An 18816-nucleotide genomic window follows, 5' to 3' on the forward strand; every position below is an offset into this window, starting at 1 on the left:
GTGCTCGCCACTCTCTACAGCCGTGTTGGAGACGGACGGGACGACTGTAGCCCCATCAGCCCTTCCGGAGGCGCTCGTTCAGGGCTTCGAGGACCCTCGGGGGCACCAGGTGGGAGACGTCCCCGCCCCAGGTGGCGACCTCCTTGACGAGCGAGGAGGACAGGAAGCTGTAGGTGGGGTTGGTCGGCACGAAGAGGGTCTCGACACCGCTCAGGCCGTTGTTCATCTGGGCCATCTGCAGCTCGTAGTCGAAGTCGCTGACCGCGCGCAGGCCCTTGACGATGGCCGGGATGTCGCGTTCCTTGCAGTAGTCGACGAGCAGGCCGTGGAAGGCCTCGACGATCACGTTGCCGTACTCGGCGGTGACCTCGCGGATCAGGTCGATCCGTTCGTCGATCTCGAACAGGCCCTTCTTGGACTTGTTGATCATCACCGCGACATAGACCTCGTCGTACAGACGGGAGGCGCGGGAGATGATGTCGAGGTGTCCGTTGGTGATCGGGTCGAACGACCCGGGACAGACGGCGCGGCGCACTTGAGATCCCTCGCTCTCCGGTCCGGTCATCGTGCGTCTTCGCACGTAGAGGCGTTGTCGCCCATGGCGGCGCGACCGTACCAAAACGTTCCCTCGCCGTAGCGACGGGCCTTGACCGCCTCGAAACCGGGCGGCCAGGCGAACTCACCGCCTCTGGTGCTGCGCTCCACGGTGACCAGGGCCTCCGGCGCTAGCCAGTGTTCCGAGCGGAGTGTGAGGAGAATCTCCCGAAGATCGTGATCTGTGACTCGGTACGGAGGGTCCAGGAAGACGAGGTCGTACGGCGCTGTCGGCGCCCCGGCCCGGATGATCTGTTCCGCCTTGCCCGCGCGGACCTCGGCGCCGGGCAGCCCGAGGTTTTTGACGTTCTCGCGGATCGTGCGGGCCGCCCGGGCGTCGGCCTCCACGAGGAGGGTGTGGCCCGCGCCCCGGGAGAGGGCTTCGAGGCCGACCGCGCCCGAGCCGGCGTACAGGTCGAGGACCCGTTCGCCCCGGAGGGGGCCGCCGAGCAGGGACTGCCAGGTGGAGAAGAGGCCTTCGCGCGCGCGGTCCGAGGTGGGACGGGTGCCGTTCCCTGGCGGGACGGCCAGGCGGCGGCCGCCGGCCCTGCCCGCGATCACGCGAGTCATCTTCGGTCCTTGCTCGGGGGGTGGTGTCGGGGGTTCGGTTGCGGAGGCTTCAGGGGATTCAGCGGATTCGGAGGATGGTGACGCATCCAGTTTCTCAGCCCTTCTCCAGGTACTGCTCCCGCTCCTCGTCCAGGAGGGCGTCCAGGGCCGTGCGCAGGCCGGGCAGGGCCGTCAGTTCCGGGTCCGCCTCCACCACCGCCGTCGCCTCCTCCCGGGCCTCCGCGATGATCTCCTCGTCCTCGATGACCGCGAGGACCCGCAGGGAGGTCCGGGCGCCGGACTGGGCCTGCCCCAGGACGTCGCCCTCCCTTCGCTGTTCCAGGTCGATGCGGGAGAGTTCGAAGCCGTCCAGCGTCGACGCCACCGCGTTCAGCCGCTGGCGGGCCGGGCTGGCCTCCGGCATCTCCGAGACCAGGAGGCACAGGCCGGGTGCCGAGCCCCGGCCCACGCGGCCGCGCAACTGGTGGAGCTGGGAGACGCCGAAGCGGTCGGCGTCCATGATGACCATCGCCGTGGCGTTCGGGACGTTGACGCCGACCTCGATGACCGTGGTGGCGACCAGGACGTGGGTCTCGCCGGCGGCGAAGCGGCGCATGACCGCGTCCTTGTCGTCGGGGTGCATGCGGCCGTGCAGCACCTCGACCCGGAGGCCGCTGAGCGGGCCCTTGGCGAGCTGGTCGGCGACGTCCAGGACGGCGAGCGGCGGCCGCTTCTCGGCCTCGTCCTCCGGGGACTTCTTCTTGGCGGACTTCTTGGGATCCTCCTCCTCGTCGCCGATGCGGGGGCAGACGACGTAGGCCTGGTGGCCGTTCTCCACCTCCTCGCGGACGCGCTCCCAGGCGCGGCTGAGGAAGTGCGGCTTGTCGGCGGCGGGCACGACATGGCTGGCGATCGGGGAACGGCCGGCCGGGAGCTGGTCGAGGACGGAGGTCTCCAGGTCGCCGAAGACCGTCATCGCGACCGTGCGCGGGATGGGGGTGGCCGTCATGACGAGGAGGTGGGGCGGCTGTTTTCCCTTGCCGCGCAGGGCGTCCCGCTGCTCGACCCCGAACCGGTGCTGTTCGTCGACGACGACCAGGCCCAGGTCGTGGAACTGCACCTTGTCCTCGATCAGCGCGTGGGTGCCGATCACGATCCCGGCCTCGCCGGTGACCAGGTCCAGCATGGCCTGTCTGCGCGCGGCCGTCCCCATCGACCCGGTGAGCAGCACGACCTTGGTGGCGTGCTCGGACCCGCCCAGCATCCCGCCCTCGGCGAGCTCCCCCATCATCTCGACGACCGACCGGTGATGCTGCTGCGCGAGCACCTCGGTAGGAGCCAACATGGCGGCCTGCCCACCCGCGTCGACGACGGCGAGCATGGCGCGCAGGGCGACCATGGTGTTGTGAGTCACTGTGAAGTTGTCGGTGACGTAGGCGCGGCTGGGGTGCGCGACGCTGATGCACTGGACGGGCTTGCGTCCCACGTACTCGACCGCCCGGATGCCCCGTCGGAACGTGTTGTACTTCGGGCGCGGGCCCACTCGTTCGGCCTTGCGCCTGAGCCTGAACGGGGCGTACTCGTCGGGCAGGGAGAGGAAGACGTTGAACGCCGCTCGCCTCGGCCGGACTCGCGCCCTGCCGCCCAGTGAACGGACCAGCCACGCGACGTCCTCCGCGAGCCTGAGGGAAGCGGAGCAGAAGGAGATGCTGAGGCCGGCCTTGTCGACAGTGCCGTCTGTGTCCATGAGCCCTTGCAGCACGGCGAGACGATTCTTGATCGACGTGTTCTTGTACTCGTCGGGAATGAACTTGCCGTGTGACGACACCCCCCAGAGGTTCAGGTCCCGCACGGCCTGGATCACCGGATTGCGCACGCCGCCCGCGCGCTGCGTCGACTGGATCGTGTAGTCGCAGCGGGAACCGCTCACCGGAACCAGTCGGCAGTCCGGTGCCACGGCGGCCTCGACCGCGTCACGGATCTCGGGGTCGACCGTAGACAACCGCAGGTTGTGCCGGAAGGAGCCGTCTCCCAGAAGAAGGCCGAACAGGTACGGATCGAGAGGCAGACCGCAGTCGTCTCCGAGATCGACCGGGGTGGCGGCCGGGAGGTACCACTTCGACGATCCGTTGGCCTTGAAGGTGTCGAGCCGAATCTCGCGAGTCGTCATGACCTTGGGAGCCTGGCCACGGTGCCAGCCACAACTCGTCCCGACGATCCACAGATGTTCGTCGTCGCACTCGACGGAGCTGCCGTCCGAGAGGACCAGGCGCCAGACATCGCGCTCGCCCTGCGGGAAGACGCCGTCGAGCAGCGCGATCTCCCCGTCGGGCACGACGATCTCGTCACCCACCCTCATGTCCCCCATACGGCGGAAACCGGCGGGCGTGAGGACGAGCGAGTCGAGAGGCTGGGCCTTGCCCGAGCCCACCTCCCCCTGCAGCAACCGGTGCATCGGATGGTCCGTGGCCAGGTCGTCGAAGATTTCCTTCGAGACCTTCTGCTGGCCTTCCGTGAGGGTGAAGGGGAGGCGGTCGTCGAAGGCGGTGAGGAGGCCGTCCGGGGCGGGTTTCCTGGGGACTGCCGGGAGTTGGGCGTCCGCGTGGCGGCGGCGGGCGAGGGCGACCTGGAGGACGAAGGCCTCGTCCCACTTGAGGCGGGCGTGGGCGTCGGCGATGTCGGCCTTGGTGTGCGGGCGGTGGATCTTGAGGAGGGCCTCGGGGAGGGTGACCAGGCCGCGGCCCTCGCGCAGCGACTCCGGGAGGGGGTCGACGGCCTCCTGGGCGCTCGGCAGGACCGTCTGGACGGCCTTGCCGATCTTCCAGGACTCGAGTTTGGCGGTGGCGGGGTAGATGGGGATGAGGGCGCCCGCCCAGGTCTCGACGGTCTCCACTGCCTCGTCGTCGGCGCCGCGCAGCAACTCGTAGGCCGGGTGTGCCAGTTGGAGGCGGCGGTTGAAGAGGGAGACCTTGCCGGCGAACATCGCGCGGGTGCCCGGCAGGAGTTCCTTGTGGGGCTTGTGCACGCCGTTGCCGAAGAAGACCAGTTGGAGGCGGCCGCTGCCGTCCGTGATGGTGACCTCCAGCCGCTGCCCCTTGCCGCGCGGCGCCCTTGCGGAGGCGAAGGTGTGCAGGCGGGCGTCGGCGACCTGGGCGACCACGGTGACGTGCTCGTCCATGGGCAGGTCGGCGAGGTGGGTGAGCTGGCCCCGCTCCTCGTATCGGCGCGGGTAGTGGTGCAGGAGGTCGCCTACCGAGTGCAGGCCGAGGTGCTCGGCCATCACCTTCGCGGTGGCGGGGCCGAGCACCTTCTTCAGTGGTTCTTCCAGCGCGGGCACGAGATCCATTGCACACCACCGCACTGACATTGCCGTATACATACCGGGAAACCCCTGGTCAGACGGCTGGTTGGGGACTTAGGATGGCGCGCTCCGGCCATCCCCGCGGACTCCCGCCCCAACCGGGACCGCCCGACCCCGCGCCGCGCGAACGTTCCCCCCACCGGCGCTGCGACGATGGATTCCCAGACCTCACAGTCATCACAGACACCCCAGGTACCTCAGCAACCTCATACGTTCCAGGTCGACCTGCGCGGTCTGGTGGACCTCCTCTCCCATCACCTCTACTCCAGCCCCAAGGTCTATCTCCGCGAGCTGCTGCAGAACGCGGTGGACGCGATCACGGCCCGGCGGGCCGAGCAGCCGGACGCCCCGGCCCGCGTGCGGCTGTACGCGGAGGAGGGCACCCTGCGGGTCGAGGACTCCGGGGTCGGGCTCACCGAGGCGGACGTGCACGACCTGCTGGCCACCATCGGGCGCAGCTCCAAGCGGGCCGAGGGGCTTCAGGAGGTCCGCTCGGACTTCCTCGGGCAGTTCGGGATCGGGCTGCTCGCGTGCTTCGTGGTCGCCGAGCGGATCCGCGTGGTCAGCCGCAGTGCCCGTACGCCGGACGCGCCGCCCGTGGAGTGGACGGCGAGCGACGACGGTTCGTACCGGGTGCGGACGTTGGCGCCCGAGGCCCGTCCGGAGCCGGGGACGACGGTGCATCTGGTGGCCCGCGCGGGGGCGGGTGAGTGGCTGACGCCCGAACGGGTGCTCCAGCTCGCCCGGGACTTCGGCTCCCTGCTGCCGTACGACGTCCGGGTCGGCGACGAGGCGGTCACCGATCTGCCCGCGCCCTGGGACCGGCCGTACCCCTCCCCCGCGACCCGCAGGGTGGCGCTGGCCCGGCACTGCCACGAGCTGTTCGGCTTCACACCGCTGGACTCGATCGAGCTGAACGTGCCGCTGGCCGGGATCCGGGGCATGGCGTACGTCCTTCCCTCGGCGGTGAGTCCGGCCCAGCGGGCGACCCATCGGGTGCACCTGAAGGGCATGCTGCTGACCGAGCGGGCCGAACAGCTCCTGCCGGACTGGGCGTTCTTCGTGCGCTGTGTCCTGGACACCGACAGCCTGCGGCCCACGGCGTCGCGCGAGTCGCTGTACGAGGACGAGACGCTGGCCGGTGTGCGGGAGGCGCTCGGGGAGCGGATCCGGTCCTGGCTGACGGGGCTCGCCGCCGGGGACCCGGAGCGGCTCGCGGCCTTCCTGTCCGTGCACCACCTGGGCGTGAAGTCGCTCGCGCGGCACGACAAGGACATGCTGCGCACGATGCTGCCCTGGCTGCCGTTCGAGACGACCGACGGGCGGCTGTCGCTGGAGGAGTTCGCGCAGCGGCACGCGGTGGTGCACTTCACGCGGACGGTCGAGGAGTACCGGCAGGTCGCGCCGATCGCGTCCGCGCAGGGCGTCGGGGTGGTCAACGGCGGTTACACCTACGACAGCGACCTGGTCGAGGCGCTGCCGTCGGTGCGGCCGGGGACGGTCGTCACGGAGCTGGACGCTGACACCGTCACCGCCCACATGGACCTGGTCGATCCGGCCGAGGAGCTCGCCCTGGCTGGTTTCCTCGCCGCCGCGCGGGCCAGGCTCGACCCGCTGGGCTGTGACGTCGTCCTGCGTGCCTTCCGGCCGCTGTCCCTGCCCGCGCTGCACCTGGACGACCGGGACGCCCGGCACGAGCAGGCGCGGGCGGAGGCCGAGGACCGGGCGGACGACCTGTGGGCGGGCATCCTCGGCTCGCTGCGCGGCAGCGCCCCCCGCGCGCGTCTGGTGCTGAACCATCTCAACCCGCTGGTACGGCGGATCGGTGCGCTGGGCGATCCGGAGCTGATCGGCACGGCGACCGAGTCCCTGTACGGGCAGGCGCTGCTGATGGCCCAGCGTCCGCTGCGGCCCGCGGACTCGGCGCTGCTGAACCGGGCCTTCATGGGCCTGCTGGAGTGGGCCACGAACGGCGAGGAGGGCCGCTGATGAGCACAGGGGACGGGAGCGCGGCCTTCGACGCGCTGCGCCGGGCGATGGCGGAGAACGCCGAGGAGCCGGAGGGGCCCGCCCGCAACGCGCGCGCGGAGCAGTTGCTCGCCGAGGCCGAGAAGCTGAACGTCCCGCTGGCGGTCATCGAGGCGCTCGGGCACCAGTTGAAGGTCTACAACTACAGCTCCGAGAAGGCCAAGATGTTCGTCCCCTTCGCGCGGCTGCTGCGCATGTGGGACGAGCGCCCGGAGGACTTCGACGAGTACGAGACGCACTCACTGCACTGGGTCTTCAAGTGGATGACGACCGGCATGCTGGACCAGCCGCACATCCCGCTCGCCGCCATGGAGAAGTGGCTCGGCGAGATGGAGCACCGCTACCGGCTGGCCGGGCACTCCGAGCGGGCCGTGCGCAGCGCCGAGTACAGCGTGGCCGCGCACGTCGGGGACCTGGGGCGGGCCGAGCGGGCGTACGCCGCGTGGCTGGCCGCCGACCGGGACAGCATGGCCGACTGCCATGCCTGCGAGCTGCACGAGCAGGGCTGGTGGCAGTCGCAGCGCGGGCGGGACGAGGAGGCGCTCGCCCTGTGGGCGCCGGTCCTGGAGGGCGAGTTCTCGTGCGCCCACGAGCCGCACGCGGTCCTCGCGTCCTCGTTGCAGCCGCTGCTGCGCATGGGCCGCCTCGACGAGGCGCGCGCCAACCATCTGCGGGGCTTGCGGCTGGTGCGGGCCATGGAGAGCATGCGCGGGGCGTACGCGGACCATGTCGAGTTCTGCGCGCTCAGCGGCAACGAGGCGCGGGCGCTGGAGCTGCTCGCGGAGCGTCCCGCGTACTTCACGGACGACGGCCATCCGCGCAGCCTGCTGGAGTTCACGGCCGTGGTGGCCCTGCTGATGGACCGGCTGACCGGGCTGGGGCTGGGCGAGCGGCCGGTGCCGGGCCCGGCGGGCCGGTCCTGGACCGCGGCCGGACTCGCCGTCCACGCGCGCGGGCAGGCTCTCGCGCTGGCCGCGCGCTTCGACGAGCGCAACGGCACGGCTCACGTCAGCGAGCGGACGCGCGCGCGGATGGGGCAGCGCCCGTTGGTGGAGCGGCTGCCGCTGGGGGTGCGGGCGGTGCGGACGGTCGCCGCTCCGGTGCCGGCTCCGGCGGCGCCCGTGACCGCGCGGGAGCCCGATCTGCCCGCGCTGGTCGCCGAGGCCCGCCGGTTGTCGGACGGCCTGCGGCCGAACGCCGTGGAGGCGTGGGCGGCGGTCGCGCGGGCGGCGGAGGGCGTGCGGCTGGACCCGCGCGACCGGGCGGAGATCGCCGACCACGAGGCGATGGATCTGGGCCCGGCGGGCCTCGAACTGTTCGAGCGGGCCGCCGAGTTGTACGCGGAGGCGGGCGACCCGGGCGAGGCGCTGGCCGCACGCGCGCGTGCCGCGTACGTCCGCGCGCTGGCGGGTGAGGTGGACGCGGCGCTCGCTGCGGTCGCCGGGCCGTACGACGAGGTCCTCGCGCTGTACTCCGCGGACGGCACCGGCGTACGGCAGACGGCGTCCGTGCTGATGTCCCGGGCGCGGATCCTGATGCGGCGGGTGCACGAGGGCGAGGAGGAGGCGTTCCTGGCCGACGCCGAGTCGGCCGTACGGGAGGTGCTCGCGCTCGTCGAGGGGCGGACCGGGGACGACGTGCGGCTCGCCGCGCGGGTCGCGGAGTCGCAGGCGATGCTGGCGGAGCTGGCCGCGCGGACCGGGGACCTCCCGGCGGCGGCCGAGCTGTTCACCGCGGCCGCGGACGGGTTCGTGGCGGCGGGGCTGCCGTGGTTCGCGGTGGAGTACGAGGCCAGGCTCGCGGGGCTCCTGCACCACCTGGGCGACCTGGACGGCACGGAACGCTCGCTGCGGGCGGCCCTGGAGCACGGCGGGGCGCACCTGGAGGCGGTGGGGCGGGCCCAGCTCCATCTCCAGCTCGCCGAGGTCGTCGGCGGGCGGGGGCTCGACGAGGAGGCCGCGGAGCACGCCTTGGAGGCCGCTCACTGGGCCGACGAGGCCGGGGAGGGCCCGACGCTGGGCGCCCTGGCCCGGCACCAGCTCGGCGGGTTCCTGCTGCGGCTGGGCCGGTGGGCGGAGGCCGCGGAGGTGCTGGAGTCGGCGCTGCCCGACCTGAGCGCGGAGCGGCACGGCGAGGGGGCGGTCGTACAGACGCAGTGGTGGCTCGGCGACTGCCTGGCCGAGCTGGGCGAGCACCGGGAGGCGGCCGAACGGCGTCTGCAGGCCGCCGAGATCGCCCGGCACTGGCCCGAGCAGCACGACCACGCCACGCTCGCGCACCTCGCCGCGGAGTCCCTGGGGGCCGCGGGGCTGCCCGCCGAGGCCGACCGGGCGTACGCGCGCGCGGGCGCTCTGTGGGACGAGCTCGGCAATGTGCACGGTCTCGTCCGCTCCCTGCGGGCCCGCGCCTGGCTCGCGCTGCGCGCGGAGGACGGGGCGGACGCGGCACGGGAGTTGATGGCGGACGCGGTCCGCGCGTGCGAGGCGGCGCTGGGCGACGCACGGGCCGAGGAGGCGGCGCGGCAGCGGCTGGTCGGTGAACTGGGGCACACGCACCGGCAGTTCGGGGACCTGCTGGCCCGTTCCGTGCCCGAGGACGCCGAGGACGACTCGATCCGGGCGGTGCTGGAGGAGGCCCTGGCCGAGGTGGTGGAGGCGGTCGTCGTGTTCGCCTCGCTCGGGGACGACGGCCTGGACGCGCGGACCGGTGCGGAACTCGCGGCGGGCTGGCTGGCGGCCGATCTGAGCCGGCCGGCGGAGGCGGCGGCACGCGCGCGTGCGGTGCTCGACGCCTACGGCGACGCGGACGGGGCCGATGCCACGGCACGGGCGCGGCGGGCCGAGGCGGGGCAGATGCTGGGCCTGATGGAGGAGGCGGAGGGGCAGGGCGGCTGATCGGTCCCGCGGGGAGGCCGCGGCGCGGGTGCTGCTCGACGGTGCTACTCGACGCCGATGAGCAGCACGGCCCCCTGCCGGCCGCCCCGGTACACCACCGTGTCCACGGCGAGGTACGACTCCCGGACCCGCGTCTCCAGGTGCTCGACGACGGCCTCGGGGGCCTCGTCGCCGAGGACCAGGGTGACCAGTTCGCCGCCGGCCGAGAGCATGCGGTCGAGGACGGCCTCGGCGGTGCCGGTGACGTCCGAGCCGATCACCGCCACGTCCCCGTCGATGAGCCCGAGGACGTCACCGGCCTGGCAGATGCCGGCCATGGTCCAGGACTGGCGTTCGGCGACGGCGACCTCGGCGTAGCGGGTGGCGCCGGCCGCCGAGGTCATCTGGACGACGTCCTCGTCGAACCGGCGCTCCGGCTCGTGCACGGCGAGCGCGGCGATGCCCTGGACCGCGGAGCGGGTCGGGATCAGCGCGACCCGGATGCCCTCGGTGCGGGCCTGCTCGGCCGCGGCGGCCGCGGTGTGGCGCAGGTCGGCGTCGTTGGGCAGCAGCACGACCTCGCGCGCGTGGGCCCGTCGTACGGCCTCCACGAGCTCCCCGCTCGCGGGCGGCTCCCCCGGGCGGGCGAGCACGATGGTCGCCCCGGCCTCGGCGTACAGCCCGGCCAGGCCCTCACCGGGGACGACGGCGACGACGGCCCGCTGGGCGCGCTCGCGGGGCGGCCGCTCGGCACCGGTGGTGTGCACGTCACCCAGGCCGAAGTGCGTGATGCGGATCCGGTACGGCCGGCCGGCCTCGACGCCCGCCTCCACGGCTTCGCCGGCGTCGTCGACGTGCACATGGACGTTCCACAGGCCGTCGCCGCCGACCACCACGAGGGAGTCCCCGAGCCGGTCGAGCCGTTGCCGCAGCCGCGCGACGGCGGTGTCGTCGGCCTCCAGAAGGTAGATCACCTCGAAGGCGGGGCCGTGGGCGTCCGGGGCGTCGGCGCACTCCTCGAGAACCTCCGCGGCGGTCTCGGCGGAGGTCGTGTCCGGGTCGGCGCCCGCCACGCGCGCGTGCCCGAGGCCGCTCACCACCGGCACCGCCCGGGGCATCTCCCCCGTGAACGTCTCCACCAGCGCTCCCAGCACCGCCACCAGCCCCCGGCCGCCGGCGTCCACCACGCCTGCCCGCTCCAGGACGGCGAGCTGGCCGGGGGTCTCGGCGAGGGCGGCGCGCGCCCCTTCGTAGGCGGCCCGGGCCACCGTCCCGCAGTCGCCCTCCGCTCCCCCGGCCGCGTCGGCGGCGGCCGAGGCGACCGTGAGGACCGTGCCCTCGACCGGGTGGGCCACGGCCTGGCGGGCGGAGTCGGCGGCGTGCCGCAGGGCGAGCCGCAGCCCCTCGCCGTCCGTGTGAGTCGTCTCACCGTCGGCGGCCAGCACCTGGGCCATGCCGCGCAGCAGTTGGGCGAGGATGGTGCCGGAGTTGCCGCGGGCGCCTATGAGGGCTCCGTGCGCCATCGCGCGGGCGGCCTCGGCGAGGGCCGGTTTCCCCGAGTCGTGGGCGTCGTGGGCCTCGAAGACGGCCTCCACGGCGGCGGCCGCGGACTCCGCGGTCAGATACAGGTTGGTGCCGGTGTCCCCGTCGGCGACGGGGTAGACGTTGATCGCGTCGATCTCCTCGCGCGCCCGACCCAGCGCCCGCAGCGCGAGACCGCACCAGGTGCGCACCGCGAGAGCATCGAAGAATGTCTGCGGCACCTGCGCCACCTGCGCCTCCTCGGGCTGCTGGACTGGACGCAGCGTAGACCCCGGGCGGGCGTCCGCCGGAAGAGGGCCGGGAGCGAGTGCCTGATCAGCCATGGTAGTTTCGTTCTACTGGCGCAGTCGTTGTATGCTGCTCCGGTTGCCCGATCCTGATCGGGCCATTCCCCCTGGCAGTGCCACTCAGATCTCTGATCCTACGATCTCGATCCCGGCCCGCCGGGATCCGACCGTAAGTGCATCTGAAGTCTTTGGAGTGACCCGTGGCTGCCAACTGCGACGTCTGCGGCAAGGGGCCGGGCTTCGGCAACAACATCTCGCACTCGCACCGCCGTACGTCCCGTCGCTGGAACCCCAACATCCAGCGCGTCCGTACCGTGGTGGGCGGGACGCCGAAGCGCGTGAACGCTTGCACCTCGTGCATCAAGGCCGGCAAGGTCTCGCGCTGACGCACAGCTAAAGCGCGCGGCCACTGCTGGTTCGCTGCAGAGCCGGTCCACCTCAGGGTGGGCCGGCTTTTTGCGGTGCCCTCTCCCCAGCCGGCCCGCTCTCCAGCCGGCCCTCTCCCCAGCCGGCCCTCTCCCCAGCCGGCCCGCTCTCCAGCCGGCCCTCTCCCCTGGCCGCGCCCCCTTTTTTCTGCGTGCCCCGGATGTCATCGGCCTGCCAGAATCCCGTGAATGCGCTTCGGCATCCTGGGCCCCCTCGACCTCCGCACCGACGACGGCACCCCGATCGACCCCGGCGGCCCCCGCCCCCGCGCCCTGCTCACCCTGCTGCTCCTCGACGCGGGCCGCACGGTCTCCGTGGAGCGCCTCACGGACGGCCTGTACGGCGCCGAGCCGCCCGCCGGTGCCGCCAACGCCCTCCAGTCGCAGATCTCCCGGCTGCGCAGGCGGCTGGCCCCGCACACGGAGATCGAGGCGACACCGGCCGGCTACCGCCTCGCGGTCACGGCCGACGCCACGGACGCACACCGGTTCGAGACCCTCGTCACGGCCGGGCGGTCCGCTCTGGCCGCCGGGGACCACCGGCAGGCCGCGGCCGCGCTGCGGGACGCGCTCGCCCTGTGGCGCGGCCCGGCCCTCCCCGACCTCCCGGACGCGCACGCCGAGCGGGCCCGCCTGACGGAGTTGCGGCTGGCCGCCCGCCAGGACCGCATCGACGCGGACCTGGCGCTCGGCGGCGGCCCCGGCCTCGTACCGGAGCTGCGGACGCTGCTGTCCGCGCACCCGCTGAGCGAGCGGCTGTACGGCCAGCTCATGCGCGCCCTGCACGCGGACGGCCGGCCCGCGGAGGCGCTGACGGTGTTCGAGGAGGCCCGGCGGACGCTCGCCGACGAGCTGGGCGCCGATCCCTCGGCCGAGCTGTCGGCGCTGCATCTGGAGCTGCTGCGTGGGCGGTCCGGCGAGCGGCGGACCAATGTCCCCGCCCAGCTCACCCGGTTCGTCGGGCGCGAGAGCGAACTGGACCGGATCGCCCGGGCCCTGTCCGAGGCACGGCTGGTCACCCTCACCGGTCCCGGCGGCGCGGGCAAGACCCGGCTGGGCATCGAAGCCGTGCGGGCCCACACGCGCGCGTGCTTCGTCGAGCTCGCCCCGCTCACCGACCCCGCCCGGATCCCGTACGCCGTCCTGACGGCGCTCGGGGTGCGGGACGGCTTCCGCACCCCGGCGAGCGACGGCACGGACCGGCTGCTGGCCGCCCTGGAGGACGGTGAGCGGCTCCTCGTGCTCGACAACTGCGAGCACCTGGTCGAGGCGGCGGCCGGGCTCACCGCGCGGCTCCTCGCGTCCTGCCCCGGGGTGCGGGTGCTCGCCACCAGCCGGGAGTCCCTCGGCATCACCGGCGAGGTCGTGGTGCCCGTGCCGCCGCTGCCGCCGGAGCCCGCCGTGCGGCTCTTCCTGGACCGTGCACGGGCCGTCCGCCCCGGGTTCGAGGGCCACGCACGCGTTGCCGACATCTGCGCGGCCCTCGACGGACTGCCGCTGGCGATCGAGCTCGCGGCGGCCCGGCTGCGCACCCTGACCCCGGACGAGGTGGCGGACCGCCTGGACGACCGGTTCCGGCTGCTGTCCCGCGGGGACCGCTCCAAGGCGCCCCGGCACCGCACCCTGCGGGCCGTCGTGGAGTGGAGCTGGGAGCTGCTGGACGAGGAGGAGCGGGAGCTGGCGAGCCGGCTGACGGTCTTCCGGGGCGGGGCCGTCCTGGAGGCGGTCGAGGCGGTGTGCGCGACCCCGTACCCGGAGGACCTGCTGGCCTCACTGGTGGAGAAGTCGTTCCTGGAGGTGTCCGAGGGCCGCTACCGGATGCTGGAGACGATCAGGGCGTTCGCCGCCGAGCACGGCTCCCGGTCCCTGCGGGACGCCCACGCGGCGTACTTCCGCGACCTGGCCGAGCGGGCGGAGCCGGCCCTGCGCGGCGGCGGCCAGCTCCCCTGGCTGGCCCGCCTGGACGCCGAGCGGGACAACCTGGACGCGGCCCTGCGCCACCTCGTCGACACGGCGCCCGTGGACGCCCTGCGGCTCATGGCGGCCCTGTCCTGGTTCCGGCGGCTGCGCGCCCCGCACGGCGAGCACGTGCCGCTGTCCCGGGCCCTGTTGGCGGCGGTCGGTGACACCCCTCCCCCGGGCCTCGCCGAGGAGTACGCGCTGTGCCTGATGCACACCGTCACCGGCCGCGGCGACGACCCCGGCGAACCCGGGCGCCTCGCGCGCGTGTCCGCGCTCATGCGCACCCTGGACGGGCCGCTGCGGCTGCCGTCCACCATGGTCCTGTGGGCGCTGGCGAGCGGCCCGCTGCACGCCGTCGGCGAGGACCTGCTGGCCGTGCAGGTGGGCGAGGAGCCGTGGGGCCGCGCCCTGCTGGACCTGGGCCGCGCCTACCAGGCGCAGTTCAGCGGCGACCCCGTGACCTCCGAGGCGACCTTCGAGCGTGCCCTGGCCGGCTTCCGTACCACCGGCGACCGCTGGGGCATGGCCAACTGCCTGGACCCGCTGGGCGGTTTCGCGGGCCGGCGCGGCGCCTACGACCGGGCCCTGGAGCTGTTCGACGAGGGGCTGGTCCACGTGCGGGAGCTGGACGCCCCCGAGGAGACCTCGGACCTGCTGCGCTCCCGGGCCACCGTGCTGCTGCACCGCGGCGACGCCGAGGAGGCGGCGGAGCACTTCACGCGCGCGGCCGGCCTGGCCCGGGCGGCGGGCGCCGGCGACAAGGTGGCCGCCGCCTGGCGCGGCCTCGGCGACACGGCCAGGCTCACCGGGGACCCGCACCACGCACGCGTGCACTACGAGAACGCCCTGGAGGCGTGCGCGGCGAACTGGTTCAGCGTCGGCGAGACCGTCCTGATCCTCATCGGCCTCGGGCGCACGGCCGCCGCCGAGGGCGACCCCGACCAGGCCCGTGAGTGGTTCGAGCAGGCCCGCGCGCACGCCCGGGACACCCCCGACGTCCACGTCCTGGCGGCGGTGGCGGAAGCCCTGGCGGGTGTCGCCCCGCGCCCCGGGCGCGCGGCCGAACTGCTGGGCGCCGCCGAGGGTCTGCGGGGCGCGTCGGCCGACGGCGACCCCGATGTCGTACGGACCACGCGGGACGTACGGCTGAAGCTGTCGCCCGAGGCCTACGGCACGGCCTTCGAGCAGGGGCGCGCCCTTCGGTCGGCGGCGGTCAGCGGACGGTAGGAGGACGGTCAGCGCTGCCCTCCAGGCTGCCGTGCATGACGAACAAGACGCACGACCTCGGCCACCTCTCCGTCCTGATCTCCGGCGCCAGCGTCGCCGGTCCCGCGCTCGCCCTGAACCTCCGGCGGTACGGCGCCCGGGTCACCGTCGTCGAGAAGGCGCCGGAGCTGCGCCGCGGCGGCTTCGCGGTCGACTTCCGGGGGCACGTCCACCGCAGGGTGCTCCAGGAGATGGGCGTCTGGGACGAGATCCACGCCCGCCGGACCCGCATGGGCCGCCAGATCGTCGTCGACGCGGACGGCAGCCCCAAGGTGGACCTGCCGTCGGACATGATGAGCGGAGACGTGGAGATCTTCCGCGGCGAGCTCGCGCACCTCATGTACGAGCGCACCAGGGACAGCGTCGAGTACGTGTTCGGCGACTCGGTCGCCACGCTCACCGACACACCGCGGGGCGTCGACGTCACCTTCGAGAAGGGGCCGGCCCGCCGCTTCGACCTGGTGATCGGCGCCGACGGCCTGCACTCGCGCACCCGCTCCCTCGTCTTCGGCGACACCTCCCGCCACCTGCGGTTCCTCGACCACTACGTGGCCGGCTTCGAGGTCCCCAACCACCTGGGCCTGGACCGCACCGGCCGCGTCTACAGCGAGCCCGGCCGCGCGATCGCCCTCGGCAACTACGACGGCGACCCGGACCGCGCGAGCGCGCTGCTCGTCTTCCGGTCCGAGCGGCTGTCGTACGACCGCCGGGACCTCGCCGCGCAGAAGCGGATCCTCGCCGAGCGGTTCGCGGGGATGCGCTGGGAGGGGCCGAACGTCCTGAAGGCCCTGGAGGCGGCCGACGACCTGTACTTCGACGCGATCGCGCAGATCCACGTCGACCGGCTCACCCGGGGCCGGGTGGCGCTGCTCGGGGACGCCGGGTACGGGGCCACGATGGGCGGCATGGGAACCGGGGTGGCGGTCGTCGGCGCATACGTCCTCGCCGGTGAACTCGCCCTGGCGGGCGGCGACCACCGTACGGCGTTCGCGGCCTACGAGGCGCGGATCACCGACTTCGCCAAGGGCTGCCAGAAGACCTCGGGCAACGCCGGTCCGTTCTTCGCGCCGGCCACCGAGCGGCGGATCCGCAGCCGGGACCGGATGTACCGGCTGCTCGCCTCCCGTCCGCTCGCGGCCTTCTTCAAGCGGCTCACCGAGAAGTCGGCGACCGACATCAGGCTGCCGGAGTACCCGGTGTGAAGTCGCTGCGCAGCGCCCAGCCGTGGTTCACGGGCCCGATCCCGCCGCCGAGGGCGAACCCGGCGGCGATCGCGCCGGTGACGTACTCCTTGGCGGCCGTCACCGCCTCCGGCACGGACCGCCCCTTGGCGAGGTGTGCGGCGATCGCGGAGGCGAGGGTGCAGCCGGTGCCGTGGGTGTGCCGGTTGTCGTGGCGGGGCGCGCGCAGCCAGTGCTCCGCGGATCCGTCGGTGAGCAGGTCCACGGCGTCGCCCGGGAGGTGGCCGCCCTTGATCAGCACCCACTTCGGGCCGTACGCCAGGACGGCCCGGGCCGCCTCGCGCAGGTGGTCCTCCGACTCGACCCGCACACCGGTGAGTTGGGCCACCTCGTCGAGGTTGGGGGTGGCCACGGTGGCGACCGGGAGCAGCCGCCGCCGGACGGAATCCAGGGCGGACGTGGCCAGCAGCGAGTCACCGTGCTTGGAGACGCCGACCGGGTCGACGACGGCCGGGGCGTCCGTGGCGCCGATCAACTCGGCGACCGCTTCGACGAGTTCGGCCGAGGCGAGCATCCCGGTCTTGACGGCCCGGACGCCGATGTCGTCCACGACACTGCGGTACTGGGCCCGCACCGCCTCCACCGGAAGCTCCCAAGCCCCCTGCACACCAAGGGAGTTCTGCGCGGTGACGGCGGTCACGACGCTCATGCCGTGCACACCGAGCGCGAGCATCGTCTTCAGGTCGGCCTGGATTCCGGCGCCGCCGCCGGAGTCGGAGCCGGCCACCGTGAGCACCAGGGGCTTCACGACTCGATGTCCCCGCCGAAGTGGTCCCAGCCGCCCTGGCTGGTCCAGGGCGCCCCGTCGACCGTCACCTGGGGCAGCGCCGAGGGGTTGAGGACCTCGCCGATCACCTTCCAGCGGGCCGGGAGCTTCACGTCCGGCGGGAAGGTCGCCACGATCGCGTGGTCCTCGCCCCCGGAGAGCACCCACTGCACGGGGTCCACACCGACGGCCTGACCGATGTCGACCATCTGGGTGGGGATGTCGATCGCGCCCGAGCTGATGTCGATGCGGACCTTGCTGGACTCGGCGATGTGTCCGAGGTCGGCGATCAGCCCGTCGCTCACGTCGCACATCGCGGTCGCGCCGAGCGCCGCGGCCGCGGGGCCCGCGTGGTAGGGCGGTTCGGGGCGCCGGTGCGCCTCGACGAAGGCGCGCGGCGAGCGGAACCCGCGGGAGAGCACCGCGTATCCGGCCGCCGACCAGCCGAGCCAGCCGGTCACCGCCACCAGGTCGCCGGGCTGGGCGCCGGCCCGGGTCACCGGCTCCTGGCCCCGCAGATCGCCGAGGGCGGTGATGGAGACCATGATCGTATCCCCGCGTACGACGTCCCCGCCGACCACCGAGGCGCCCGCGACCTGGCACTCGTCGCGCAGGCCGTCCATGAGCTCCGAGGGCCAGGTCACCGGGAGTTCGGCGGGCACGACCAGGCCGAGCAGCAGGGCGGTCGGCACGGCTCCCATGGCGGCGATGTCCGCGAGGTTCTGCGCGGCCGCCTTGCGTCCGACGTCGTAGGCCGTGGACCAGTCGCGGCGGAAGTGCCGGCCCTCCAGAAGGATGTCGGTGCTCGCCACGACCCTGCGATCGGGCGCGGCGACCACCGCGGCGTCGTCGCCGGGACCCACCCGGACCGCCGGGGTGGTGGTGAGACGGGAGGTGAGCTCCCTGATGAGCCCGAACTCGCCGAGCTCACCAACAGTGCCCTTCATGGCCCTTACGCCCCTTCTGTGCCGTGCCGTGCCCGGTCGCGCGTCATCAGTGTCCTCGATACGGTCGAGGGGACCGTGAACTTCTGTCGTGTCCGCACCCCGGCACGGGTGTCCGCGTCCCCGCGGGTCTCCCCGCAGCGAGCGGCGACGCGATACCGTGGCGTTCCTTTTCCCCACATGATCCTCGTGGCCGCCCTGGAGGTTCCGTGGTACAGGCGTACATCCTGATCCAGACGGAGGTCGGCAAGGCGTCGACCGTCGCCGAGACGATCAGCAAGATCCCTGGAGTGATCCAGGCCGAGGACGTGACAGGACCGTATGACGTGATCGTCCGCGCACAGGCCGACACCGTGGACGACCTGGGCCGGATGGTGGTCGCCAAGGTCCAGCAGGTGGACGGCATCACCCGCACCCTGACCTGCCCGGTCGTGCATCTGTAGCCCCCGTCTACCCTTGGCCGGTGAACTTCTTCCGTCACCGGCCACTCGGTCTGTCCGCGCTCGCCCTGCTGATCACGGTCGCGGGCTGCTCCTCCGCAGACGACAGCGAGTCGGCTGCGGTTCCCTCGCCGGGGGCGGGCGTCACGAAGCTGTGCCGAGAACTGGACCGGGTCCTGCCGTCCAAGGTCGACGACCAGGACCGTCGGGATCCCGAGCCCGCGTCCGCGCTGACCGCGGGCTGGGGTGACCCGGCGATCATACTGCGGTGCGGTGTCGAGCGGCCCTCCGAGATGGACGATCCGGAGGCGGACGGGGTCGAGGCGAACGGGGTGGGCTGGCTGCTGCAGAAGCGGGACGACGGGTCGTTCCGCTTCACCACGACCCTGCGCAAGGCGTACGTCGAGGTCACGATCCCCGAGGCCCGCACGGCGGACGGCATGGCGCCGCTGGTGGACCTGGCGTCCGGCATAAAGAAGGCGATCCCCGAAGGGATCGCCGACTAGTCGCCGACCCGCTCGCCCGGGCCGTCCCGACG

At 73.3% G+C, this 18816-nt stretch carries 13 protein-coding genes; 7 read left to right on the plus strand and 6 right to left on the minus strand.

Features of this window, described 5'->3' with window-relative positions:
* Positions 1–55 precede the first annotated feature (55 nt).
* From coaD to ACZ66S_RS33880, 3 genes are all read right to left on the minus strand, one after another.
* Positions 56–535, minus strand: a complete 480-nt coding sequence (gene coaD / locus ACZ66S_RS33870) for a pantetheine-phosphate adenylyltransferase (RefSeq protein ID WP_020138732.1) — start codon at positions 533–535, stop codon at positions 56–58.
* Positions 536–561: 26 nt separating this feature from the next.
* Entirely contained in the window at positions 562–1164 is a 603-nt protein-coding gene (gene rsmD / locus ACZ66S_RS33875; protein WP_469905389.1) for a 16S rRNA (guanine(966)-N(2))-methyltransferase RsmD, read from the minus strand.
* Between the two features lie 94 nt (positions 1165–1258).
* The gene (locus ACZ66S_RS33880; protein WP_469905390.1) at positions 1259–4489 is read right to left on the minus strand and encodes a helicase-related protein; all 3231 of its coding nucleotides are present in this window, start codon (positions 4487–4489) and stop codon (positions 1259–1261) included.
* Positions 4490–4657: 168 nt separating this feature from the next.
* On the opposite strand from ACZ66S_RS33880, the gene ACZ66S_RS33885 reads away from it, so the two are divergent.
* Both ACZ66S_RS33885 and ACZ66S_RS33890 read left to right on the plus strand, forming a co-directional pair.
* Positions 4658–6493 carry an HSP90 family protein gene (locus tag ACZ66S_RS33885; RefSeq protein WP_469905391.1) on the plus strand — a complete coding sequence of 612 codons (1836 nt, stop codon included), beginning with the start codon at positions 4658–4660 and terminating at the stop codon, positions 6491–6493.
* Entirely contained in the window at positions 6493–9426 is a 2934-nt protein-coding gene (locus ACZ66S_RS33890; protein ID WP_469905392.1) for a tetratricopeptide repeat protein, read from the plus strand. The genes ACZ66S_RS33885 and ACZ66S_RS33890 overlap by 1 nt, the downstream gene beginning before the upstream one ends.
* A 44-nt stretch (positions 9427–9470) precedes the next feature.
* Here ACZ66S_RS33890 and ACZ66S_RS33895 read toward each other — a convergent pair whose 3' ends face one another.
* Positions 9471–11177, minus strand: a complete 1707-nt coding sequence (locus tag ACZ66S_RS33895; protein WP_469905436.1) for a DAK2 domain-containing protein — start codon at positions 11175–11177, stop codon at positions 9471–9473.
* A 257-nt stretch (positions 11178–11434) separates the two neighbouring features.
* Here ACZ66S_RS33895 and rpmB point away from each other — a divergent pair, with 257 nt between their 5' ends.
* From rpmB to ACZ66S_RS33910, 3 genes are all read left to right on the plus strand, one after another.
* Positions 11435–11620, plus strand: a complete 186-nt coding sequence (rpmB, locus tag ACZ66S_RS33900; protein ID WP_003993230.1) for a 50S ribosomal protein L28 — start codon at positions 11435–11437, stop codon at positions 11618–11620.
* A gap of 228 nt (positions 11621–11848) precedes the next feature.
* Positions 11849–14848 carry an AfsR/SARP family transcriptional regulator gene (locus ACZ66S_RS33905; protein ID WP_469905393.1) on the plus strand — a complete coding sequence of 1000 codons (3000 nt, stop codon included), beginning with the start codon at positions 11849–11851 and terminating at the stop codon, positions 14846–14848.
* Positions 14849–14883: 35 nt separating this feature from the next.
* Positions 14884–16089, plus strand: a complete 1206-nt coding sequence (locus ACZ66S_RS33910; protein ID WP_469905394.1) for an FAD-dependent monooxygenase — start codon at positions 14884–14886, stop codon at positions 16087–16089.
* Here the strand turns inward: ACZ66S_RS33910 and thiD are convergent.
* The gene (gene thiD / locus ACZ66S_RS33915) at positions 16064–16876 is read right to left on the minus strand and encodes a bifunctional hydroxymethylpyrimidine kinase/phosphomethylpyrimidine kinase (protein ID WP_469905395.1); all 813 of its coding nucleotides are present in this window, start codon (positions 16874–16876) and stop codon (positions 16064–16066) included. The genes ACZ66S_RS33910 and thiD overlap by 26 nt on opposite strands.
* The gene (locus tag ACZ66S_RS33920; RefSeq protein ID WP_469905396.1) at positions 16873–17841 is read right to left on the minus strand and encodes a thiamine-phosphate kinase; all 969 of its coding nucleotides are present in this window, start codon (positions 17839–17841) and stop codon (positions 16873–16875) included. Before ACZ66S_RS33920 ends, thiD begins: the two co-directional genes overlap by 4 nt.
* Positions 17842–18047: 206 nt before the next feature.
* Here ACZ66S_RS33920 and ACZ66S_RS33925 point away from each other — a divergent pair, with 206 nt between their 5' ends.
* Both ACZ66S_RS33925 and ACZ66S_RS33930 read left to right on the plus strand, forming a co-directional pair.
* The gene (locus ACZ66S_RS33925) at positions 18048–18281 is read left to right on the plus strand and encodes an Lrp/AsnC family transcriptional regulator (RefSeq protein WP_003997603.1); all 234 of its coding nucleotides are present in this window, start codon (positions 18048–18050) and stop codon (positions 18279–18281) included.
* A 20-nt stretch (positions 18282–18301) separates the two neighbouring features.
* Entirely contained in the window at positions 18302–18784 is a 483-nt protein-coding gene (locus tag ACZ66S_RS33930; RefSeq protein WP_469905397.1) for a DUF3515 domain-containing protein, read from the plus strand.
* The last annotated feature ends 32 nt before the right edge of the window (positions 18785–18816 follow it).

Source organism: Streptomyces sp. NPDC107471 (assembly GCF_055582845.1).